The following is a 17,583-nucleotide window of genomic DNA, read 5'->3' on the forward strand; positions in this document are numbered from 1 at the left end:
AACGGACCAGCGGTCCGCTAAGGTGAATCCGGACCGACAGTCAGCTTAGAGAGGTCGTATCTGTGCCCACACACCCGACGCCGGCGGAGGTCTTCGACCGCGCCGTGCGGCAACTGCTCGCCAAGGACATGAACGCCTTCACCGACCTGTACGCCGAGGACGCGGTCATGGAGTTCCCGTTCGCGCCGCCCGGCCGGCCAGGTCGTCTCGACGGCCGCGAGGCGGTGCGCGCCTACCTCGCCGACTATCCCGATCATCTCGACGTGCACCGGGTCCACGACGTCGAGTTGCACGAGACGACCGATCCTGCGGTACTGGTCGCCGAGTTCGTCGCCAGCGGCACGGTCGTCGCGACCGGCGCCGACTACTCGGCACGCTACATCGCGGTGCTCACCATCGCAGACGGCCTGATCCGGCACTACCGCGACTACTGGAATCCGCTCGCCCTGGCCGAGGTCCCGGTTGGACGGGGTACGACCGCATGACCGTGCTGATCATCGGCGCGAGCGGTAACACCGGTGGCCGGCTGGCCCGGCAGTTGGCCGAGCGCGGCATCCCGGTCCGCCGGGCCGGTCGCGCCGCCACCGACGTCCGCTTCGACTGGACCGAGACGAGCACATTCGAGCCGGCCGTACGCGGCGTACGCGCCGTCTATCTCGTCTCTCCGATCGGAGTGCTCGACCCGGAGCCCGTCGTACTGCCGTTCCTCGCTGCCGCGCAGCGGGCCGGAGTGGCCCGAATCGTGCTGCTGAGCTCGTCTGCCGTCCCGGTAGGCGGCCCCGGGCCGGGCCGGCTCGGAGCGTTGCTGCCGAGCTATGTGCCGGAGTGGACCGTTTTGCGACCGACCTGGTTTGCCAGCAACTTCACCGGCCGCCACATGCATGCCCGCTCGGCCCGCGAGACCGGCGAGATCGTGAGCGCCACCGGCGCCGGCCGGGTGCCGTTCATCGACCCCGAGGACATCGCGACGGTGGCCCGGCATGCGCTCACCGACGCGGAGGCGTCCGGTCGGGCGCCGGTGCTGACCGGCCCGGAGCCGCTGAGTTTCGACGAGGTCGCGGCCTCCCTCAGCGTCCATCTGTGCCGCACGGTCCGGCATCGGCAGGTCGACGCCGCGGAACTGGCTCGCCGCCACCGGACGGACGGTCTGCCAGCGGAGTTCGCCGACCTGCTGGCCGGGATGGACGCCGCGATCGCCGCCGGGGCCGAGGACCGCACGACGACCGCCGTACAGGACATCACCGGGCGACCGCCACGCCACTTCGCGGACTTCCTGGCCGACTCGACCCCGTGCGTCGTCCATTGAGGTGGTCTGAGCCGAAGGAGCCTGCATGGTCCGCTCAGCGGATCGCGTCGACCGCCTTGCGGGCCGCCACCAGCACCGGGTCCCAGACCGGGGCGTACGGCGGGGCGTAGCCGAGGTCGAGGCCGGCCATCTCGTCCACGGTCATCTTGTTCCACAGCGCCACGGCCAGCACGTCGATCCGCTTCGCCGCCTCCGACCGGCCGACGATCTGGGCGCCGAGCAGCCGCCCGCTGCGCCGCTCGGCGATCAGCTTCACCGTCATCGGCTTGGCGCCGGGGAAGTAGCCGGCCCGGTTCGTCGACTCCACCCGGACGCTGACGAACTCGAAACCGGCCGCCGTCGCCTCGACCTCGCGCAGGCCGGTCCGCCCCACCTCCAGGTCGCAGACCCGGGTCACGGCGGTGCCGACCACGCCGGCGAAGGTGGCGTACCCGCCGCCGATGTTGATCCCGGCGACCCGGCCCTGCTTGTTGGCGTGGGTGCCGAGCGGCACGTACACCGGCTGGCCGGAGATCCGCTGCACCGACTCGACGCAGTCGCCCGCCGCCCAGACCCCCGGCACGTCCACCACCCGCATCCGCAGGTCCACCCGGATCGCGCCGGTGGGGCCGAGCGGCAGCCCGGCCTCTTCGGCGAGCGCGGTGTTGGGGCGTACCCCGAGGCCCAGCACCACCACGTCGGCCGGAAGGGTCCCCTCCTCGGTGACCACGGCGGTGACCCGGCCGTCCCGGGTCTCCAGCCCGGTGACGGTGATCCCGCTCCGCACGTCCAGCCCGAGGCCGCGGAGCGCCTGCCGGACCAGCGCGCCCATGTCGGGGTCCACCGTGGACATCGGCTCCGGGCTCCGCTCCACCAGGGTCACCGAGAGCCCGCGCTGGATCAGCGCCTCGGCCATCTCGACGCCGATGTAGCCGCCGCCGATCACCACCGCCCGGCGCGGCGCCGGCCCGCGCTCCAGCCAGTCGAGCAGGGCGGCGCCGTCGTCCAGGGTCTGCACGCCGAAGACACCGGCGGCGTCCGTCCGGGCCCAGGCCGGGGTGATCGGCACCGCCCCGGCCGCGTAGACGAGTTGGTCGAAGCCCTCCCGGACCTCGCGCCCGCCGTGCGCATGGTCCCGGGCCAGCACCTCCCGTCGCTCCAGGTCGATCCCGACCACCTCGTGCCGGAGCCGGACGTCGATCTGGAACTCCTCCCGGAACGTGGCCGGGTTCCGGATCACCAGTTGGTCGACGTCGTCGACGAGCCCACCGACCCAGTACGGGATGCCGCAGGCCGAGTACGAGGTGAAGTTTCCCCGCTCGAACGCCACGATCTCCAGGTCGGCGGCGTCCCGGCGCTGTCGCGCCTGCGACGCGGCGGACATCCCCGCCGCGTCGCCGCCGATCACCACCAGCCGTTCAGCCATGGCCGGCGGTGCCCCGGGTACGCCGGACCAGGTCGTCCAGCACGTCGGAGATCTCGTGCCGCTTGGCGTACGCGGCCCGTTGCCGGGCGGCGCCGGTGCCGTGCGCCTGCAACCGGCTCAGCAGCGCGGTGACCAGCGGCAGGTCGCCGTGGCGTTCGAGAGAGGGGCGGAGCCGGGTGAAGAGCCGGCGCATCAGGTGCCAGGCGGGGCGGAGCCCGCCACCGGCCAGGTCCACGGCCATGCCCTCCAGCCCGTCGTGCGCGGCCCGCCAGTGCGCCGCCACCAGCATGTGGTGCGGCACCCGGGGTGCCGGCCGCCCGGCCGCGATGTCGGCAAGTGCGGTGTCGACCAGGGCCCGGACCAGTGCCGCGATCAGGATCGTGTCGTCCAGGCCGGGGCAGACGTCGCCGATCCGGATCTCCACCGTCGGATACTTCGAGGAGAGCCGGGCGTACCAGTAGAGCATGCCCTCGTCGAGCATCACGCCGGTGCCGATCAGCTCGTCGACCAGCCCCTCGTAGTGTGTGTGCGACTCCAGCCAGGGAGTCGGGGCCACCGAGGGCCAGCGCTCCCAGAGCACCGAGCGCCAGCTCGCGTACCCGGTGTCCCGGCCGGCGTAGAACGGCGAGTTCGCGGTGGCGGCGTGCAGGATCGGCAGCATCGGGCGGAGGTGGTTGAGCACCTGCACCGCGATCTCCGGGTCCGGCACCCCGACGTGCACGTGCATGCCGTTGACGCCCGGCGACGGGACCAGCAGCCCGAACCGCTCGATCATCCGGTGGAACCGGGGGTTGTCCACCACCGGCGGCACCGGGCCGTCGACCGGGCCGGTGCCGGCCGCCACCAGCCGTACGCCGGCCGCCTCGGCCGCGTCGGCCAGCCCGGTACGCAGCAGCCCGAGCGAGTGCCGGAGCGCCCTCAGCTCCAGGCCGGGCGGGGTACCGATCTCGATCTGGCTGGTCTGGAACTCGTGCTGCACCTGCCCGCGCAGCTCGTCCGGTACCTCGGCGAACACCGCCTCCACGGCAGGTGTCGCCGCACCGGTCACCGGGTCGACGAGCAGGAACTCCTCTTCCACACCGACCGTGAGCTGATCCAGCCCGGCATCCGGGACAACCGGTCTCGTCGGCGCGGCCAGTCCGCTGACCATCACCCTCACCGCCCGTTCTTCTCGAATCCACGCCACGCTCGGCGCCATGCTGGGCTGATTACCCATTGTTCGGATAGCCGGAAACGCCTGCCCCCCAATCGTGCCAGCGGTGCGGATTCCGGTCGGGCTGTTACCCGTTCGGGTGCACACGCTCCGTGCCGGTGAGCCGCTCCGTGCCGGTGAGCTCGCAGACGAGCCGGTGCATGCGCCCGGGGACAACCGGCCCGGGCGCCGGAGACGCGTCCTTGCCCGCGTCGGCTAGCCTGTGCCCGTGCCGGGGACACTGCGCGGGGCCACCTCCGGCCGGGCGCGTCCGCTCGGCCGGGAGGCCGTGCCGGGCTGGTCGGCGGCGCCACCGGGCTGGCTGGGGGTGCTGGGCCGGCTGGCGGTGCCGCTGGGTTGGCTGGCGTACGCGCTGATCCAGCTTGGCACGCCGACCGGCCCGCTCGTCGAGTCGCTGGCCGGCGCCGCGGTGCTCGCCGCCGCGTCCCTGATCGCGATCGCCCTCGCCGGCCGGTTGCCGGCCGGCCCGGACGCCGCCGTCGACCGGACACGCCGGAGCGCGACGTTCCGGCAGCGGTCCCGCCGGCTCCGCACGCCCCGCCAGCTCGACCCGGACGCCGCCGGCCGGCCCCGCCCGCGCGCACCGTCGGTGCACCCCTCGGCCGGTTAGCGGCGGCTCCACCCTCCGCCGCTGTCGCGGCCGATTCCGCTCGCACCACCACGCCCGTACGCCCGTTCCGCGCGCAGCGGCCGGTTGCGGCGTCGGGTCCTCCGCCCGGACGGGAGCCGATTCCCGTCCCGGCGTTCCGGAATCGAGCCGAGGGGTTCTCCATGCTTGCCTTCGCACCACTCGTCGGCGCCGTCGGCGCCGCCGCACACGTTGTCGCGCTGCTTGCCGGCGCGCTGCAACCGGTGGTCGGCGCCGGCGCCACCGCCGCCGCGATCATGTTGTTCACCGTCGTCGTCCGACTGGCGATCTCGCCGCTGAGCTGGCTCCAGATCCGGGGGGAGCGGCGCCGGGCCGCCCTCGCGCCCCGGATCCGGGAACTGCAGCGGCGCTACCGGGACCAGCCGGTCCGGCTCCGGACCGAGCTGGTCGCGGCGCACCGGGAGGCCGGAGTCTCGCCCTGGGCCAGCCTCCTGCCGGGGGTCGCCCAGGCGCCCTTCTTTCTCCTGATGTACCGGCTCTTCACCGTGCCGACGGACGCGGACGCGGGCGCCAACGCGGACGGGGATGCGAACGGGGGCCGGGACGCGAACGCGGACGCGGGCGGGGACGCGGGTGCAGTGGCGGACGGGGGCGGGGACGCGGGTGCGGGTGCAGTGGCGGACGCGGGCGGGGACGCGGGTGCAGTGGCGGACGGGGGCGGGGACGCGGGTGCGGGTGCAGTGGCGGACGGGGGCGCGGGCGCAGTGGCGGGCGGGGTGGCCGATGCCGGCGGGCTGCTCGCCGAGCGGCTGTTCGGGGTGCCGCTCGGCCACCACCTCGGCGACGGACTGGCCGGATCGGCCGGATTGGTCTTCGGCGTACTGCTCGGCCTGCTGGTGCTCCTGGCCTGGTGGTCCTCCCGGCGGATGCGTCGGGCGGCGGCGGGCGGGGCGGCGACGGACAGGGCGGCGGCGGGCGGGTCGGTCGGCGGGACGGCGGCGGGTGGCGCCGAGGTGCCCGGCGCGGCGGTGGTGGCCAGGCTGCTGCCGCTGCTGCCGTACGGGACCGTGCTGGTGGCGCTCTTCGTGCCGCTGGCCGCGGTGCTCTACCTGGTCACCACGACGGCCTGGACGGGGCTGGAGCAGGTGGTGCTGCGGCGGGGTCGGGCATCGACAGATGTTGACACCGAGAAGTCCGGCACGTAGAACTCGTCTTGAGAGCGCTCTCTCGGCTCCCCGTCCCCTGTGGAGAGGCCCAAACATGATCACCATCAGGATCGACCGGCCGGCCCTTGCCGGCCGGGTCACCAGGCGGCGGCTCGCGCTGCTGGTGGCCGCCTTCACCGCCTTCGCCACGGTCTTCGCCACCGTGACCGTGACCGCCCGCGCCGCCATCCCGCCGCCCGCGAGCGGCTGGAGCCTGGTCTGGGGCGACGACTTCACCGGTGCGGCCAACACCCTCCCCTCGTCGGCAAACTGGATCATCGACACCGGCACCAGCTATCCCGGCGGCCCGCCGAACTGGGGCACCGGGGAGATCCAGACCTACACCAACAGCACGGCCAACGTCAGTCACGACGGAAACGGCAACCTGCGGATCACCCCGCTGCGTACCTCCTCCGGCGGCTGGACGTCGGCCCGGATCGAGACCGTACGCACCAACTTCAAGCCGCCGGCGGGTGGCGTACTGGCGATCGAGGGCCGGATCCAGATGCCGAACGTGACCGGCGCGGCGGCGGCCGGCTACTGGCCGGCGTTCTGGGCCCTCGGCGCGCCCTACCGGGGGAACTACCAGAACTGGCCGGGGATCGGCGAGTTCGACGTGATGGAGAACGTCAACGGGATCAACTCGGTCTGGGGTGTGCTGCACTGCGGCGTCGCGCCCGGCGGCCCGTGCGACGAGTTCAACGGCATCGGCGCGCAGCGGGCCTGTCCCGGCTCGACCTGCCAGTCGGCGTTCCACACCTACCGGTTCGAGTGGGACGCCTCGGTCAGCCCGCAGCAACTGCGCTGGTACGTCGACGGCCAGCAGTACCACACCGTCAGCCAGACCCAGGTCGGCTCGTACTGGTCGCAGATGACCAGCCACGCCGGCTACTTCCTGCTGCTTAACGTGGCGATGGGCGGCTCGTTCCCGAACGGGGTGGCCGGCGGCACCACCCCGACCTCCGCCACCGTCTCCGGCCGGCCGATGGTGGTCGACTACGTGGCGGTGTGGAGCCGGGGCGGTGGCGGCAACCCGACCAACCCCCCGACGACCCCGCCGCCGCCGGGCGGCACGGTCAGTGCGTACTCGACGATCCAGGGCGAGGCGTTCAACGCGCAGCAGGGGGTCGGGGTCGAGGCGTGCAGCGAGGGCGGCCAGAACATCGCCTGGCTCGCCAACGGTGACTGGGCGCGCTACGACCGGGTGGACTTCGGGTCGACGCCGCCCCGGGACTTCGTCGCCCGGGTCGCCTCCGGTGCCGGCGGCGGGGTGAGCGGTCTGGTGCAGGTCCGGGTGGACAGCCCCACCGGCCCGGTGCTCGGCAGCTTCGCGGTGGGCAACACCGGCGGCTGGCAGAGCTGGCAGTCGATCCCCGGCAACGTCTCGTCGGTGACCGGCGTCCGCACCGTCTACCTCACCTTCAACAGCGGCCAGCCGGCGGACTTCGTCAACCTCAACTGGTTCACGTTCCGCCGCTGACGCGTGCTGGCACGTTAGGAAGGGCCCCCGCTACAACAGAAAACGATAAGCGGGGGCCCTTCCTTACACCCCTTGCGGAAATAGTTAAGCTTGTTAATAATTGCGGCGGGAGGACCACATGAGACGTCGCAGAAGCCTTGTCCTGTCCGTGGTCGCCGGCCTGGTGGCGGCCGTCGGCATTGCCTGGGGAGCGCTGCCCGCGTACGCCGCCGGGCCGACCGCCACCTTCGTGAAGACCTCCGACTGGGGCTCGGGCTGGGAGGGGAAGTACACCATCACCAACGGTGGGACCAGCACGATCAACGGCTGGTCCGTCGCCTTCGACCTGCCCGCCGGCACCACGGTCGGCAGCTACTGGGACGCCCTGCTGACCTCCTCGGGCCAGCGGCACACCTTCACGAACCGCTCCTGGAACGGCACTGTCGCGCCGGGTGCCTCGGTGTCGTTCGGCTTCATCGGCGTCGGCTCCGGCAGCCCCACCAACTGCACCCTGAACGGCGCGGCCTGCGGCGGCGGCAGCACCCCGACCACCCCGCCGACCACCCGCCCGCCGACCACCCCTCCCCCCACCACCCCGCCGCCGACCAACCCGCCCACCTCCGGGCTGCCGAAGCACTTCCTGACCGGCTACTGGCACAACTTCGACAACGCCGCCGTCGAGCTGCGGCTGCGGGACGTGCCCGCCGAGTACGACGTGGTCGCGGTCGCCTTCGCCGAGGCCACCGGCACGCCCGGCGCGGTCACCTTCGGCATCGACCCCGGGCTCTCGGCCTCGGTCGGCGGCTACACCAACGCCGACTTCGCCGCCGACGTGCGCACGCTGCACTCCCGGGGCAAGAAGGTGGTCATCTCGGTCGGCGGCGAGACCGGCCGGGTCGCCGTCAACGACGCCGCCTCCGCGACCAACTTCAGCAACAGCGTCCACAACCTGATCCAGCAGTACGGCTTCGACGGCGTCGACATCGACCTGGAGAACGGGCTCAACCCGACGTACATGGCCCAGGCGCTGCGCTCGCTGCGCAGCCGGGTCGGCTCAGGGCTGATCATCACGATGGCGCCGCAGACCATCGACATGCAGTCGCCGTCGGTCTCGTACTTCAAGCTGGCGCTCGACATCCGGGACATCCTCACCGTCGTGCACACCCAGTTCTACAACTCCGGCTCGATGCTCGGCTGCGACCAGGCGTTCGCGTACTCGCAGGGCACCGTCAACTTCATGACCGCGCTCGCCTGCCTGCAACTCGAAGCCGGGCTCCGGCCCGACCAGGTGGCGCTCGGGCTGCCCGCCGGACCGGGGGCGGCCGGTGGGGGCGTCGTCGCGCCGAGCCTGGTCAACCAGGCGCTGGACTGCCTGGCGAGGGGGACCAGCTGTGGCAGCTTCCGGCCGCCGCGCACCTACCCCGGCATCCGGGGCGCGATGACCTGGTCGATCAACTGGGACGTCAGCAACGGCAACACCTTTGCCCGCACCGTCCGGCCACACCTGAACACGCTGCCCTGAGGGCGGGACCTGCGCCGGCCGGTCAGCGGGTGCTGGCCGGCCGGCGCCGTGCCGAGCGGCGGCGCAGCTTCTTCACCATCCAGAGGACGACCATCGCCACGAATATCACGAGCAGGGCGTAGTCGAAGTAGCCGGCGTACCGGTCGACCTCCTGCCACGAGGAGCCGACCCCGTAGCCGAGGCCGACGAAGATCGCGTTCCAGACGCCGCTGCCCAGCGTGGTAAGCGCCAGGAACCGGCCCACCGGCATCCGGTCGGCGCCGGCCGGGATCGAGACGAGGCTGCGGACCACCGGGATCATCCGGCCGAAGAGCACCGCCCAGGAGCCGTACCGTTCGAACCAGCGATCGGCCCGCTCCAGGTCGTCGAGGTCCAGCAGGGGGATGCGGTCCAGCCAGCGTTTCAGCCGGTCCTCGCCGAGCGTCGCGCCGAGCCAGTAGAGCAGCAGCGCGCCGAGGACAGAGCCGGCGGTGGCGGAGAGCGCCACCAGGACGACGTTCATCCGTCCCTCGCCGGAGAGGTAGCCGGCCATCGCCAGCACCAACTCGCTCGGCATCGGCGGCACGATGTTCTCCAGCAGGACCAGCAGCCCCACCCCGGGGACACCCATCGCGTCGATCACGCCGGCTATCCAGCCGGTCAACCCACCGAGTTGCGTCGGGTCCACGTCCTCGGCGAGGGCCACGGCGCACCCACTCCTTCGTCGGGTCGGCTGTCGGCTCACCTGGAGCCGGGAACTGTCGGCTCACCTGAAGTCCGGGAAGCGATCTTCGTACCCGCGAACGGCTCCTGTTACACCCGCCGGCCGAGGATCCGGGACATCGACCGGTTTGCCGGGGAGGCTGGCCGGAAAAGAGTTTCCGGTATGACAGACCGGTGGTACGCGGAGGCGGTCGTCTACTGCCTCGACATCGACACGTACGCCGACTCGGACGGTGACGGGATCGGCGACATCAACGGCCTGATCGGGCGGCTCGACTATCTGGCCCGGCTCGGGGTGACCTGCCTCTGGCTGCACCCGATCCATCCGTCGCCGCACCGGGACGACGGATACGACGCGACCGACTTCTACGGCGTCGACCCACGGCTCGGCACCCTCGGCGACTTCGCCGAGCTGCTGCACCAGGCGGCCGACCGGGGAATCCGGGTCATCATCGACCTGGTCGTCAACCACACCTCCGACGAGCACCCGTGGTTCCAGTCCGCCCGTTCGTCGCCGGACTCGCCGTACCGGAACTGGTACGTCTGGTCGGAGCAGGAGCCGCCGGACCGGCGCCAGGGCATGGTCTTCCCGGGCGAGCAGAAGGAGACCTGGAGCTACGACCGGACGGCGAAGGGCTGGTACTACCACCGGTTCTACCGGTTCCAGCCGGACCTGAACTACGCCAACCCGGAGGTCCGGGCCGAGATCAAGAGGATCATGTCGTTCTGGCTCCGGCTCGGCGTCGCCGGGTTCCGGATCGACGCGGCGCCGTTCATCATCGAGATGACCGAGCCGGGGAACCCGAACTCGCCCAAGGACTTCGAGTTCCTGACCGAGCTGCGCCAGCACGCCCAGTGGCGCCGGTCGGACGCGCTGCTGCTGGCCGAGGCGAACGTGCCTCCGGAGCAGCTCCCGCAGTTCTTCGGCGACTCCGGCGGCTCCGCGAACCGGCTGCACATGCTCTTCGACTTCATGCTCAACGGCCGGCTGATGCTGGCGCTCGCCCGGCAGGACCCGGAGCCGATCATCGAGGCGCTGCGGGACACCCCGGCGCTGCCGCCCGGCGGGCAGTGGGCCACCTTCCTGCGCAACCACGACGAGATCGACCTCTCCCGGCTCACCGCCGACCAGCGCGCCGACGTGTACCGGCAGTTCGGTCCCGAGGAGCACATGCGGATCTACGACCGGGGCATCCGGCGGCGGCTGGCGCCGATGCTCGGCAACGACCGGCGCCGGATCGAGCTGGCGTACTCGCTCCAGTTCACGCTGCGCGGCACGCCGGTGCTGCGCTACGGCGAGGAGATCGGGATGGGCGAGGACCTGTCCCTGCCCGGCCGGACGGCGATCCGTACCCCGATGCAGTGGTCGCCGAAGCGGAATGCCGGCTTCTCCACGGCGGAGAGCGAGAAGCTGGTGCTGCCTGTCATCGACGGCGGCGAGTACGACTACCGCCGGGTCAACGTCAGCGCACAGCGCCACGACGGCAGGTCGTTGCTGGCCTGGTTCGAGCGGATGGTCCGTACGCTGCGCGAGGCGCCGGAGATCGGCTCCGGCTCCTGCACGCACATCGACCAGAAGCTGCCGCCGGGCGTGCTCGCGCACCGGGCGGACGGGGCGAGCGGCACGATGCTATTCCTGCACAACCTCGGCACCGAGCCGGCCACCGTCGACCTCGGGTCCCTCTACGCCGAGGCGGACATGCCGGACGACGTCCTGAGCGACCAGGAGTACGCCCCGGTCGGCAGGCTCGACGCGCTGGAGCTGGCCGGCTACGGCTACCGCTGGATCCGGCTCTGCCGGGACGAGGCGTTCGGCTGAGGCCGGGTTGCCCCCGGGCGGCGGGTGCGGCGGAGCCAGAGCAGGCCGAGCACCGGCAGCACCAGCGGGACGTAGCCGTAGCCGCCGCCGAAGTCCGACCAGACGGTGTCGTCGGGAAAGAGCGCCGGGTCCAGCAGGCTCAGCGCCCCGACGCTCAGCACCCCGGCGAGCTCGACGGTGCAGCAGACCAGTGCGGTACGCCGGCCGAACCGGTCGCCCCGGGCCAGCCCGACCGTGGCGACGATGTAGATCACGGCGGCGAGCGCGGAGAGCAGGTACGCCACCGGCGCCTCGTCGAACCTGGTGGCGATCTGGTAACCGGCCCGGGAGGTGGCCGCGATCGCGAAGAGGATGTAGACGGCGATCAGCGCCCGGCCGGGGCCGCTGTTGATCCGGCGGGTCCCGGTGCCGGCGTCCGCCTCCGCCCCGGGCATCGTGGGCGTCCCGGGCGCCCGGGACGTGGGCGTCGTGGGCGTGCCGGGCGTTGTGGGCGTGCCGGGGGTCGGCGTCGTCGGGTCAGGCACCGGGGAGCTGCCAGGTCTGTTGCAGGCGCAGCACGACGACGGGGATCACCAGGCAGACGACGGTGACGATCACCGAACCCCAGCGGGTCGGCTCCATCCGGGCCAGCACCCCGGCCAGTGGCGGCAGAAAGACCAGCGTGACCAGGTAACCGGCGAAGGTGCCGGCCTCGGCGGGCTGCTCGCCGCCGGTCCAGGCGACCACGGCGGTGGCGGCGAGCGCGAGCAGGACCAACTCCAGCACGGCCAGGCCGGCGAGGTGGGAGACGTCCGGCGGCCGGTTGCGCAGCGTCGCCACCAGGCCCCAGCCCGCGAGTACGAGCGACAGCACGATCGACGCCGCGACGAGAAGGTCGTTCATCGGCCGGCCCGGGTGCGGATGCCGGTGCGAGACGGCAGCACGGCGGCACGGGACCGGTATCGACTCACCCGCGCAGTCTACTAATCCCCGTAGTAGCGCAGTCGGCCGCCCCGCGGCCCGGTGCGCTGCAGATCTTGACGACTTGTTGCACCTGGAGAGGCTGTCGGGAAATCTGGGGGCCTTCGGTGAAGGGCATGGGGCGTGGCGGGGTCGGGGTCTGGTCTGGGCCGATGGTGGTTGCGGTCGTGTCTGTCCTGGCCTGCGTGGCGTCGGCCGGGTTGGGCTGGGTGCCTTCGTTGTGCTGGTCTGTCAGGTCGGTTCGTTGCGTTGGGCTGATCGGTCGGTGTTGGTCGCGGGCGGGCGGCCGCGGGCCGGGTCGCGGGTGTGGCGGTGCAGTGTGAGCAGGTTGCTGGTGGCGTTGATGAGCTTCCACTCGTTGTCGGCCGCGGGCTTGCCGCGGCGTTGGAATGCGGTGATCCCGCGGTTGTGTTTCGTGTCGCCGAAGACGGGTTCGATGGTGGGAGCGCGTTGGGCGTAGCTTTCCGCGCCGGTTTGGGTTCGTAGTCGGTGGCGCATCCGGTCGGCTGGGCTGGCGTCGGGTGGTGGCTCATCGGTGGCGTAGCCGTTGGCGCGTAGCTCGGTCAGCATCACGCGGTTCTTGCCGGGGGCGATGACGCGGTCGGGCCCGGGGGCGGTGAGGTTGTCGTCGGACCAGTAGCCGGCGTCGAGGGCGAACAGGTCGATCGTGCCCAGGCCGGCGCGGTCGGCGTTGACAACGGCGGTATCCATCATCGGGATGGCCAGGCGCACGTCGTTGGCGTCCTGGCTGACTGCGGCGGCGAGGACGAGACGTCGTCCGTGTTGCACCCGCACGGAGGCGGCCTGGCAGTTGTAGCCCTGGGTCCAGCCTCGCTGGGTCCTGAGCATCCGGCTGTCCGGGTCGGTGGCATTGCCGCGACGTGCGGCACTGGGCAGGTGTTCAACAGAGCACCCAGGCCGCACCGCGAGCGCGGTGCCGGGGGGTTCGGGTGTTGGCGTGGTGTCGGGGGGTTCGGGTGTTGGCGTGGTGTCGGGGGGTTCGGGTGTTGGCGTGGTGTCGGCTTGGCCCTGGGCAGCGGCGAGGTCGGCTTCGGCCTGGGCGATGAGGGCGTCGTAGTCGGGTCGGGAGCCGGGTAGGCGCCGGCCGGCGGCCTGTTCCTTGGCTACGCGCTGGTCCCGGCGCTGGGTGAGTTGGTCGAGCTTGCGTTGTGCGGTGGCGATCTTGTCTGCTCGGCGGGGCCGCCCGGTCGGGGTGGGGCCGTGCTCGTCGGCGTCGTGCTCGGCCCGGGCCTGGTCGATCTGGCGCAGGGTTTCTTTCAGCCGGGCCAACCGGTCCAGACGTCGACGCAGCTCGGCGGGCAGCTCGTCGCCGCGGTTGTCCGGACCGTACAGGCTGTCCTGGTGGGCGTCGGTGGCGGCGGCCTGCGCCAGCATCGACTCCACCTCCGCGGACAACCGCTCGTACTCGCGTTGCAGCGCCTCGCGTTCGCGGGTCTTGCCCAGCCCGGCCGACGCGGCGATCTTTGTCCCGTCCACCGCCACCACGCCGACCTGGCGCAGCCCGGCCTTGGCGCACAGCAGCAGCACCTCGGTGAACAACTTCTTGATCGCTTCCTCATGGTTGGCCCGGAACGCCGCGATCGTGCTGTGGTCGACCACCCGGTTACCGGTGACCACCCGAAAGCCCAGGTCCCGCACGCACAACGCCTCGATCCGGCGACTGGAGCGCTGACCCAGGCAGTACGCGTAGACCAGCAGTGTCAGCAGCATGTCCGGGTCGTACCCGGCCCGCCCGGCGCTGCCCAGACGGGACCGGGCGTGAAACGCTGTCGTATCCATCGCCGCGACCGCGTCGATCAGGAACCACGCGAGATCATCCTCGGGGATGAACTCCTGCACGCTCGGCGGCAGCAGAAACGGCTGGCTACGATCCACCGGCAGATAGCGCTTAGCCACACCCCATACTACAACAAACATCAATCACTATACATATTCTGGACATCAATTTCCCGACAGCCTCTGGAACGACGAAAAGTCGTCAAGATCTGGACGTGGACGGAGGTCGATCGAGGGGTGCGAGTGAGGGGGGCGGGGAATGGGGGGCGGTCGGGGGCTGTCTCGGAGCCCGCCATCCCCACCGGCCACTTTCATGATATCGGCGAGGCAACCCGGTCGCGTCGGCACGAATGATGATTTCTCAGCGCTGAACCGTACATATGCTCGCCCGAGTCGCGCTGCACGCACCGGGGGGAAGCACGTGTCCGACGCCAGAACTCAGGAGATCGCTGCCGAGCAGCGGCTCGTCGACCGGGTCTACGCACGGCTCGACGTGCTGCGGGAGCAGGCGAACGCGCTCGCCAGCGAGGGGCACCGGCGGGCGGCGGCCGGCCCGGTCGCCGGGTTGGTGGAGCGGGACGCGATGGCGCACCGGGCCGCCACGCGACTGCGGACGCTCGACGCCGAGGCGGAGGGGCTCGTCTTCGGCCGGCTCGACTTCGACGACGGCGAGACGTATCACATCGGGCGGCTGGGCGTCCGCAACGGACTGGAGCCGCTGCTCGTCGACTGGCGGGCGCCGGCCGCCGCGCCGTTCTACCGGGCCACCCCGGGAGAGCCGCTCGGTGTGGTGCGCCGCCGGGTCATCATCTGCCGGGGGCCGCGGGTCGTCGACCTCGACGACGACGTGCTCACCCCGGAGAACGCGGGCGACCTGCGGGTGCTCGGCGAGGGTGCGCTGCTGGCCGCGCTGCGACGCTCCCGTGGCGCGCACATGCGCGACATCGTCACCACCATCCAACGCGAGCAGGACGAGGCCATCCGGGCGCCCGCCCGGGGTGTCACCCTGATCACCGGCGGGCCGGGGACCGGCAAGACCCAGGTGGCGCTGCACCGGGCGGCGTACCTGCTCTACACCGACCGGGGCCGGTTCACCGACGGCCGCATCCTGGTGGTCGGCCCGTCGACGATCTTCACCAGCTACATCGGCCGGGTGCTGCCCTCCCTCGGCGAGGAGAGCGTGCACCTGCGCGCCCTCGGCGAGCTCGTGGACGGGGTGACCGCCACCCGTCGGGACCGGGCGGAGCTCGCCCGGATCAAGGGTGACGAGCGCATCCGGGAGGTGCTGGCCGAGCTGATCTGGCAGACCCCGCCGACGGCGCCGGACCGGCTGCGGCTCGTCTACGCGGGGCAGGTGCTCACCGTCGACGGCGCCGACCTGCCGGCGGCCCGCCGTGCCGTACGCGCCCGCTGCGAGGCGGCCGGCACGCCGCCGAACGCCGCCCGTCCGGACGCCGCCGCGATCCTGCTGGACGCCCTCTGGAGCCGGGTGGCGGGCGGGCATCTCGACCGGGAGCTCTTCGTCGAGGAGGTCGGGGACCGGAGCGAGTTCCGTCGCTTCCTCCGGGCGTGGTGGCCGGTGCTGACCCCGGCGGCCGTGCTCCGGTGGCTCGCCGACCCGGCCCGGGTGGTCGGGCTGGACGGCCGCGACGCCGAGCCGCTGGCCGCCTCGTACCGGGGCGGGACCGACTGGTCCGTGGACGACGTGCCGCTGCTGGACGAGCTGACCGGGCTGCTCGGCGAGCCACCGGTCGCGCCGAGGGCGCCGGAGCCCGAATGGCGGCTGCGCGAGCTGGGCGGCGGCACCCGTACCGTGCAGACCTTCGTGCTCAGCTGCGGACTGCGCGAGGGTTGGGAACTCTACGCCCCGGGACATCCCACGCCGATCGCCCTGGCCGGGCCGGGGATCGACAACGACGCGATCGGCGCCGCCCAGCGTTGGGCCGAGGCCGTCATCCTCCGGGAGGGGCACCACGTCGTCGGCTGGACCGACGGGTTCGACCCGCACGGAGAGGAGGGCTACGTGCCGCTGCTCGCCGAGCCGCTGCCGGAGCCGGAGCCGGAGGACGACTCGTCCATCGTGGAGCCCTACCTGCACGTGATCCTCGACGAGGCGCAGGACCTGTCGCCGATGGAGTGCCGGATGATCGCCCGCCGTGCCGAGTACGCCTCGATGACGGTCGTCGGCGACCTCGGACAGGCGACCCATCCGCTGGCCGCCGACTCCTGGCCCGGACTCCTCGCCCGGCTCGGCAAGCGCGAGGTCCGGACGCTGGAACTGCGTACCGGATACCGGGTGCCGCAGGCCGTCGCGGAGTACGCGGCGCGGGTCCTCGCCCCCGGCATCGCGCCGACCCGCTCCTACCGGCCGGGCGGGTCGCTGTCGGTGCGGCAGGTCGACGACCTGCACGCCGCTGTCCGGGAGGCGGCCCGGCAGGCTCCGCGCGACGCGACCGTCGCCGTCGTCGCCGCCGACGAGGCGGTCGGCGGACTCGCCGGGGTCGTCGACGTGCCCGGTGTCGCCGTGCTGCCGGCCGGCCTGGTCAAGGGCCTGGAGTACGACCACGTGATCGTGGTCGAGCCGGCCGACATCGTGGCAGCCGAACCTCGCGGGCCGGGCCGGCTCTACGTGGTGCTGACCCGGGCCGTCGCGGGTCTGGTCGTGCTGCACCGCAAGCCGCTGCCCGAGGCCCTGCGCGACTGATTCCCGGCTCGGGTCGACCGACTCCCGGCTCGGGTCGGCCGACGGATCATCCGTCGGCCGGACGCGCCGAGCCGACCAGGCGATCATGGCCGGATTATCAGTATCTTCTATGATTGGACGGCACCCGCACCCCCACCGCACCGGGAGCCAAGGGCGTGGATCTGTCCGGCATCGACGCGCTCTCCGCGCTGCTGATCGCCGGTGGTGTGGTGCTCTTCGCGCTGCTCGCCCTCGCCGTGCTGTTGGACCGGCCGGCCAGACCCCGACCCGATCCGGAACGGCTGCGCGCCGCCGCCGAGGAGCTCGAGGCGTACGCGGTGACGACCCAGACCGACGCCGGCCGGGCCGCCGCGATCGCCGACGCGGCCCGGGTGGCGCTCGCGGCGGCGGAGCGGGAGCGGCACGCGGCGTGGCAGGCTCAGGAGGCGGCCGAGCGGGAGTACGACCGGGCCTGGCAGGCGGTGATCGCCGGCCGGGAGGCGGCGGACCGGGCACCGGTGGCCAGCACCCGTCCCGATCCGGAGCGGGAGCGCACGGTCTCCCGGGCGGCGCTGGCGGCATACAAGCGCGGGGACCTCTCGCTGCCGCAACTGCGGGAGGTGTTCCGTCGTTCCGGGCACTGGGATCCGGCGCAGGAGGAGCGGGAGCGGCTGCTCGAACGCCAGCGGATGCTGCTGAGCGAGGCGCGCCGGGCGTACGACCGGGCAGCCGTCCTGGCCCGCCGGGCCGAGCAGGAGACCCGGGCCGCCGAGGAGGCCGCCTGGGAGCTGATGACCGAGGCACACCGGTCGGTGGCCGACGCGCGGGAGGCGTACCACACGGTCCAGCGGTTCGCCCAGCAACGCGGCGGATCCTCCCGCCGGTCCCGCCGCCGCGCCCGACCGGCCGGTTGAGCCGTTGAG

General features: G+C 72.5%; 15 protein-coding genes. 9 read left to right on the forward strand and 6 right to left on the reverse strand.

Going from position 1 to position 17,583, the window contains the following annotated elements; all coding sequences use genetic code 11:
* Nucleotides 1–62: 62 nt before the first annotated feature.
* Entirely contained in the window at nt 63–485 is a 423-nt protein-coding gene (locus ACN27G_RS00450) for a nuclear transport factor 2 family protein (RefSeq protein ID WP_421490784.1), read from the forward strand.
* Nucleotides 482–1,306 (forward strand): NAD(P)H-binding protein, encoded by an 825-nt coding sequence (locus ACN27G_RS00455; RefSeq protein ID WP_421490785.1) that lies wholly within the window; start codon nt 482–484, stop codon nt 1,304–1,306. The genes ACN27G_RS00450 and ACN27G_RS00455 overlap by 4 nt, the downstream gene beginning before the upstream one ends.
* 34 nt (nt 1,307–1,340) lie before the next feature.
* Here the strand turns inward: ACN27G_RS00455 and ACN27G_RS00460 are convergent, their stop codons facing one another.
* The gene (locus tag ACN27G_RS00460; RefSeq protein WP_421490786.1) at nt 1,341–2,711 is read right to left on the reverse strand and encodes an FAD-dependent oxidoreductase; all 1,371 of its coding nucleotides are present in this window, start codon (nt 2,709–2,711) and stop codon (nt 1,341–1,343) included.
* A complete protein-coding gene (locus tag ACN27G_RS00465; protein WP_421490787.1) occupies nt 2,704–3,861 on the reverse strand; it encodes a carboxylate-amine ligase in 1,158 nt (385 codons plus the stop codon). The genes ACN27G_RS00460 and ACN27G_RS00465 overlap by 8 nt, the downstream gene beginning before the upstream one ends.
* A gap of 271 nt (nt 3,862–4,132) precedes the next feature.
* Between ACN27G_RS00465 and ACN27G_RS00470 the strand changes: the two genes are divergently transcribed.
* The 4 genes from ACN27G_RS00470 to ACN27G_RS00485 all read left to right on the forward strand — a co-directional run bounded on the left by ACN27G_RS00470 (nt 4,133) and on the right by ACN27G_RS00485 (nt 8,699).
* A complete protein-coding gene (locus ACN27G_RS00470) occupies nt 4,133–4,534 on the forward strand; it encodes a DUF6412 domain-containing protein (RefSeq protein WP_421490788.1) in 402 nt (133 codons plus the stop codon).
* A gap of 161 nt (nt 4,535–4,695) precedes the next feature.
* Nucleotides 4,696–5,718 carry a membrane protein insertase YidC gene (yidC, locus tag ACN27G_RS00475; RefSeq protein WP_421490789.1) on the forward strand — a complete coding sequence of 341 codons (1,023 nt, stop codon included), beginning with the start codon at nt 4,696–4,698 and terminating at the stop codon, nt 5,716–5,718.
* Between the two features lie 55 nt (nt 5,719–5,773).
* On the forward strand, nt 5,774–7,198 hold the full coding sequence (locus ACN27G_RS00480) for a carbohydrate-binding protein (protein WP_421490790.1): 1,425 nt from the start codon (nt 5,774–5,776) through the stop codon (nt 7,196–7,198).
* A 118-nt stretch (nt 7,199–7,316) separates the two neighbouring features.
* The gene (locus tag ACN27G_RS00485) at nt 7,317–8,699 is read left to right on the forward strand and encodes a chitinase (RefSeq protein ID WP_421490791.1); all 1,383 of its coding nucleotides are present in this window, start codon (nt 7,317–7,319) and stop codon (nt 8,697–8,699) included.
* A 22-nt stretch (nt 8,700–8,721) separates the two neighbouring features.
* Here ACN27G_RS00485 and ACN27G_RS00490 read toward each other — a convergent pair whose 3' ends face one another.
* On the reverse strand, nt 8,722–9,384 hold the full coding sequence (locus ACN27G_RS00490) for a DedA family protein (protein WP_421490792.1): 663 nt from the start codon (nt 9,382–9,384) through the stop codon (nt 8,722–8,724).
* 180 nt (nt 9,385–9,564) lie between these two features.
* On the opposite strand from ACN27G_RS00490, the gene ACN27G_RS00495 reads away from it, so the two are divergent.
* A complete protein-coding gene (locus tag ACN27G_RS00495; protein ID WP_421490793.1) occupies nt 9,565–11,220 on the forward strand; it encodes an alpha-amylase family protein in 1,656 nt (551 codons plus the stop codon).
* Here the strand turns inward: ACN27G_RS00495 and ACN27G_RS00500 are convergent.
* From ACN27G_RS00500 to ACN27G_RS00510, 3 genes are all read right to left on the reverse strand, one after another.
* On the reverse strand, nt 11,178–11,654 hold the full coding sequence (locus ACN27G_RS00500) for a hypothetical protein (RefSeq protein WP_421490794.1): 477 nt from the start codon (nt 11,652–11,654) through the stop codon (nt 11,178–11,180). The genes ACN27G_RS00495 and ACN27G_RS00500 overlap by 43 nt on opposite strands.
* An 82-nt stretch (nt 11,655–11,736) precedes the next feature.
* Nucleotides 11,737–12,102 carry a hypothetical protein gene (locus tag ACN27G_RS00505; RefSeq protein WP_421490795.1) on the reverse strand — a complete coding sequence of 122 codons (366 nt, stop codon included), beginning with the start codon at nt 12,100–12,102 and terminating at the stop codon, nt 11,737–11,739.
* Nucleotides 12,103–12,411: 309 nt separating this feature from the next.
* Complete coding sequence (locus tag ACN27G_RS00510) at nt 12,412–14,076, reverse strand: transposase (RefSeq protein ID WP_421490796.1); 1,665 nt, start codon at nt 14,074–14,076, stop codon at nt 12,412–12,414.
* A gap of 322 nt (nt 14,077–14,398) precedes the next feature.
* Here ACN27G_RS00510 and ACN27G_RS00515 point away from each other — a divergent pair, with 322 nt between their 5' ends.
* Together ACN27G_RS00515 and ACN27G_RS00520 are read left to right on the forward strand one after the other, a co-directional pair.
* Complete coding sequence (locus tag ACN27G_RS00515) at nt 14,399–16,681, forward strand: HelD family protein (protein WP_421490797.1); 2,283 nt, start codon at nt 14,399–14,401, stop codon at nt 16,679–16,681.
* A gap of 113 nt (nt 16,682–16,794) precedes the next feature.
* Nucleotides 16,795–17,574 carry a hypothetical protein gene (locus ACN27G_RS00520; RefSeq protein ID WP_421490798.1) on the forward strand — a complete coding sequence of 260 codons (780 nt, stop codon included), beginning with the start codon at nt 16,795–16,797 and terminating at the stop codon, nt 17,572–17,574.
* The last annotated feature ends 9 nt before the right edge of the window (nt 17,575–17,583 follow it).

The organism is Plantactinospora sp. WMMB334 (assembly GCF_049179095.1).
In the GTDB taxonomy this organism is placed as follows: domain Bacteria; phylum Actinomycetota; class Actinomycetes; order Mycobacteriales; family Micromonosporaceae; genus Plantactinospora.

What these genes read in the sequence shown, in the direction of transcription:
- ACN27G_RS00455 (WP_421490785.1), top strand. Translation starts at nt 482, where the DNA reads ATGACCGTGCTGATCATCGGCGCGAGCGGTAACACCGGTGGCCGGCTG.
- ACN27G_RS00460 (WP_421490786.1), bottom strand. Translation starts at nt 2,711, where the DNA reads ATGGCTGAACGGCTGGTGGTGATCGGCGGCGACGCGGCGGGGATGTCC.
- ACN27G_RS00500 (WP_421490794.1), bottom strand. Translation starts at nt 11,654, where the DNA reads ATGCCCGGGGCGGAGGCGGACGCCGGCACCGGGACCCGCCGGATCAAC.
- ACN27G_RS00480 (WP_421490790.1), top strand. Translation starts at nt 5,774, where the DNA reads ATGATCACCATCAGGATCGACCGGCCGGCCCTTGCCGGCCGGGTCACC.
- ACN27G_RS00465 (WP_421490787.1), bottom strand. Translation starts at nt 3,861, where the DNA reads ATGGTCAGCGGACTGGCCGCGCCGACGAGACCGGTTGTCCCGGATGCC.
- ACN27G_RS00505 (WP_421490795.1), bottom strand. Translation starts at nt 12,102, where the DNA reads ATGAACGACCTTCTCGTCGCGGCGTCGATCGTGCTGTCGCTCGTACTC.
- ACN27G_RS00495 (WP_421490793.1), top strand. Translation starts at nt 9,565, where the DNA reads ATGACAGACCGGTGGTACGCGGAGGCGGTCGTCTACTGCCTCGACATC.
- ACN27G_RS00485 (WP_421490791.1), top strand. Translation starts at nt 7,317, where the DNA reads ATGAGACGTCGCAGAAGCCTTGTCCTGTCCGTGGTCGCCGGCCTGGTG.
- yidC (WP_421490789.1), top strand. Translation starts at nt 4,696, where the DNA reads ATGCTTGCCTTCGCACCACTCGTCGGCGCCGTCGGCGCCGCCGCACAC.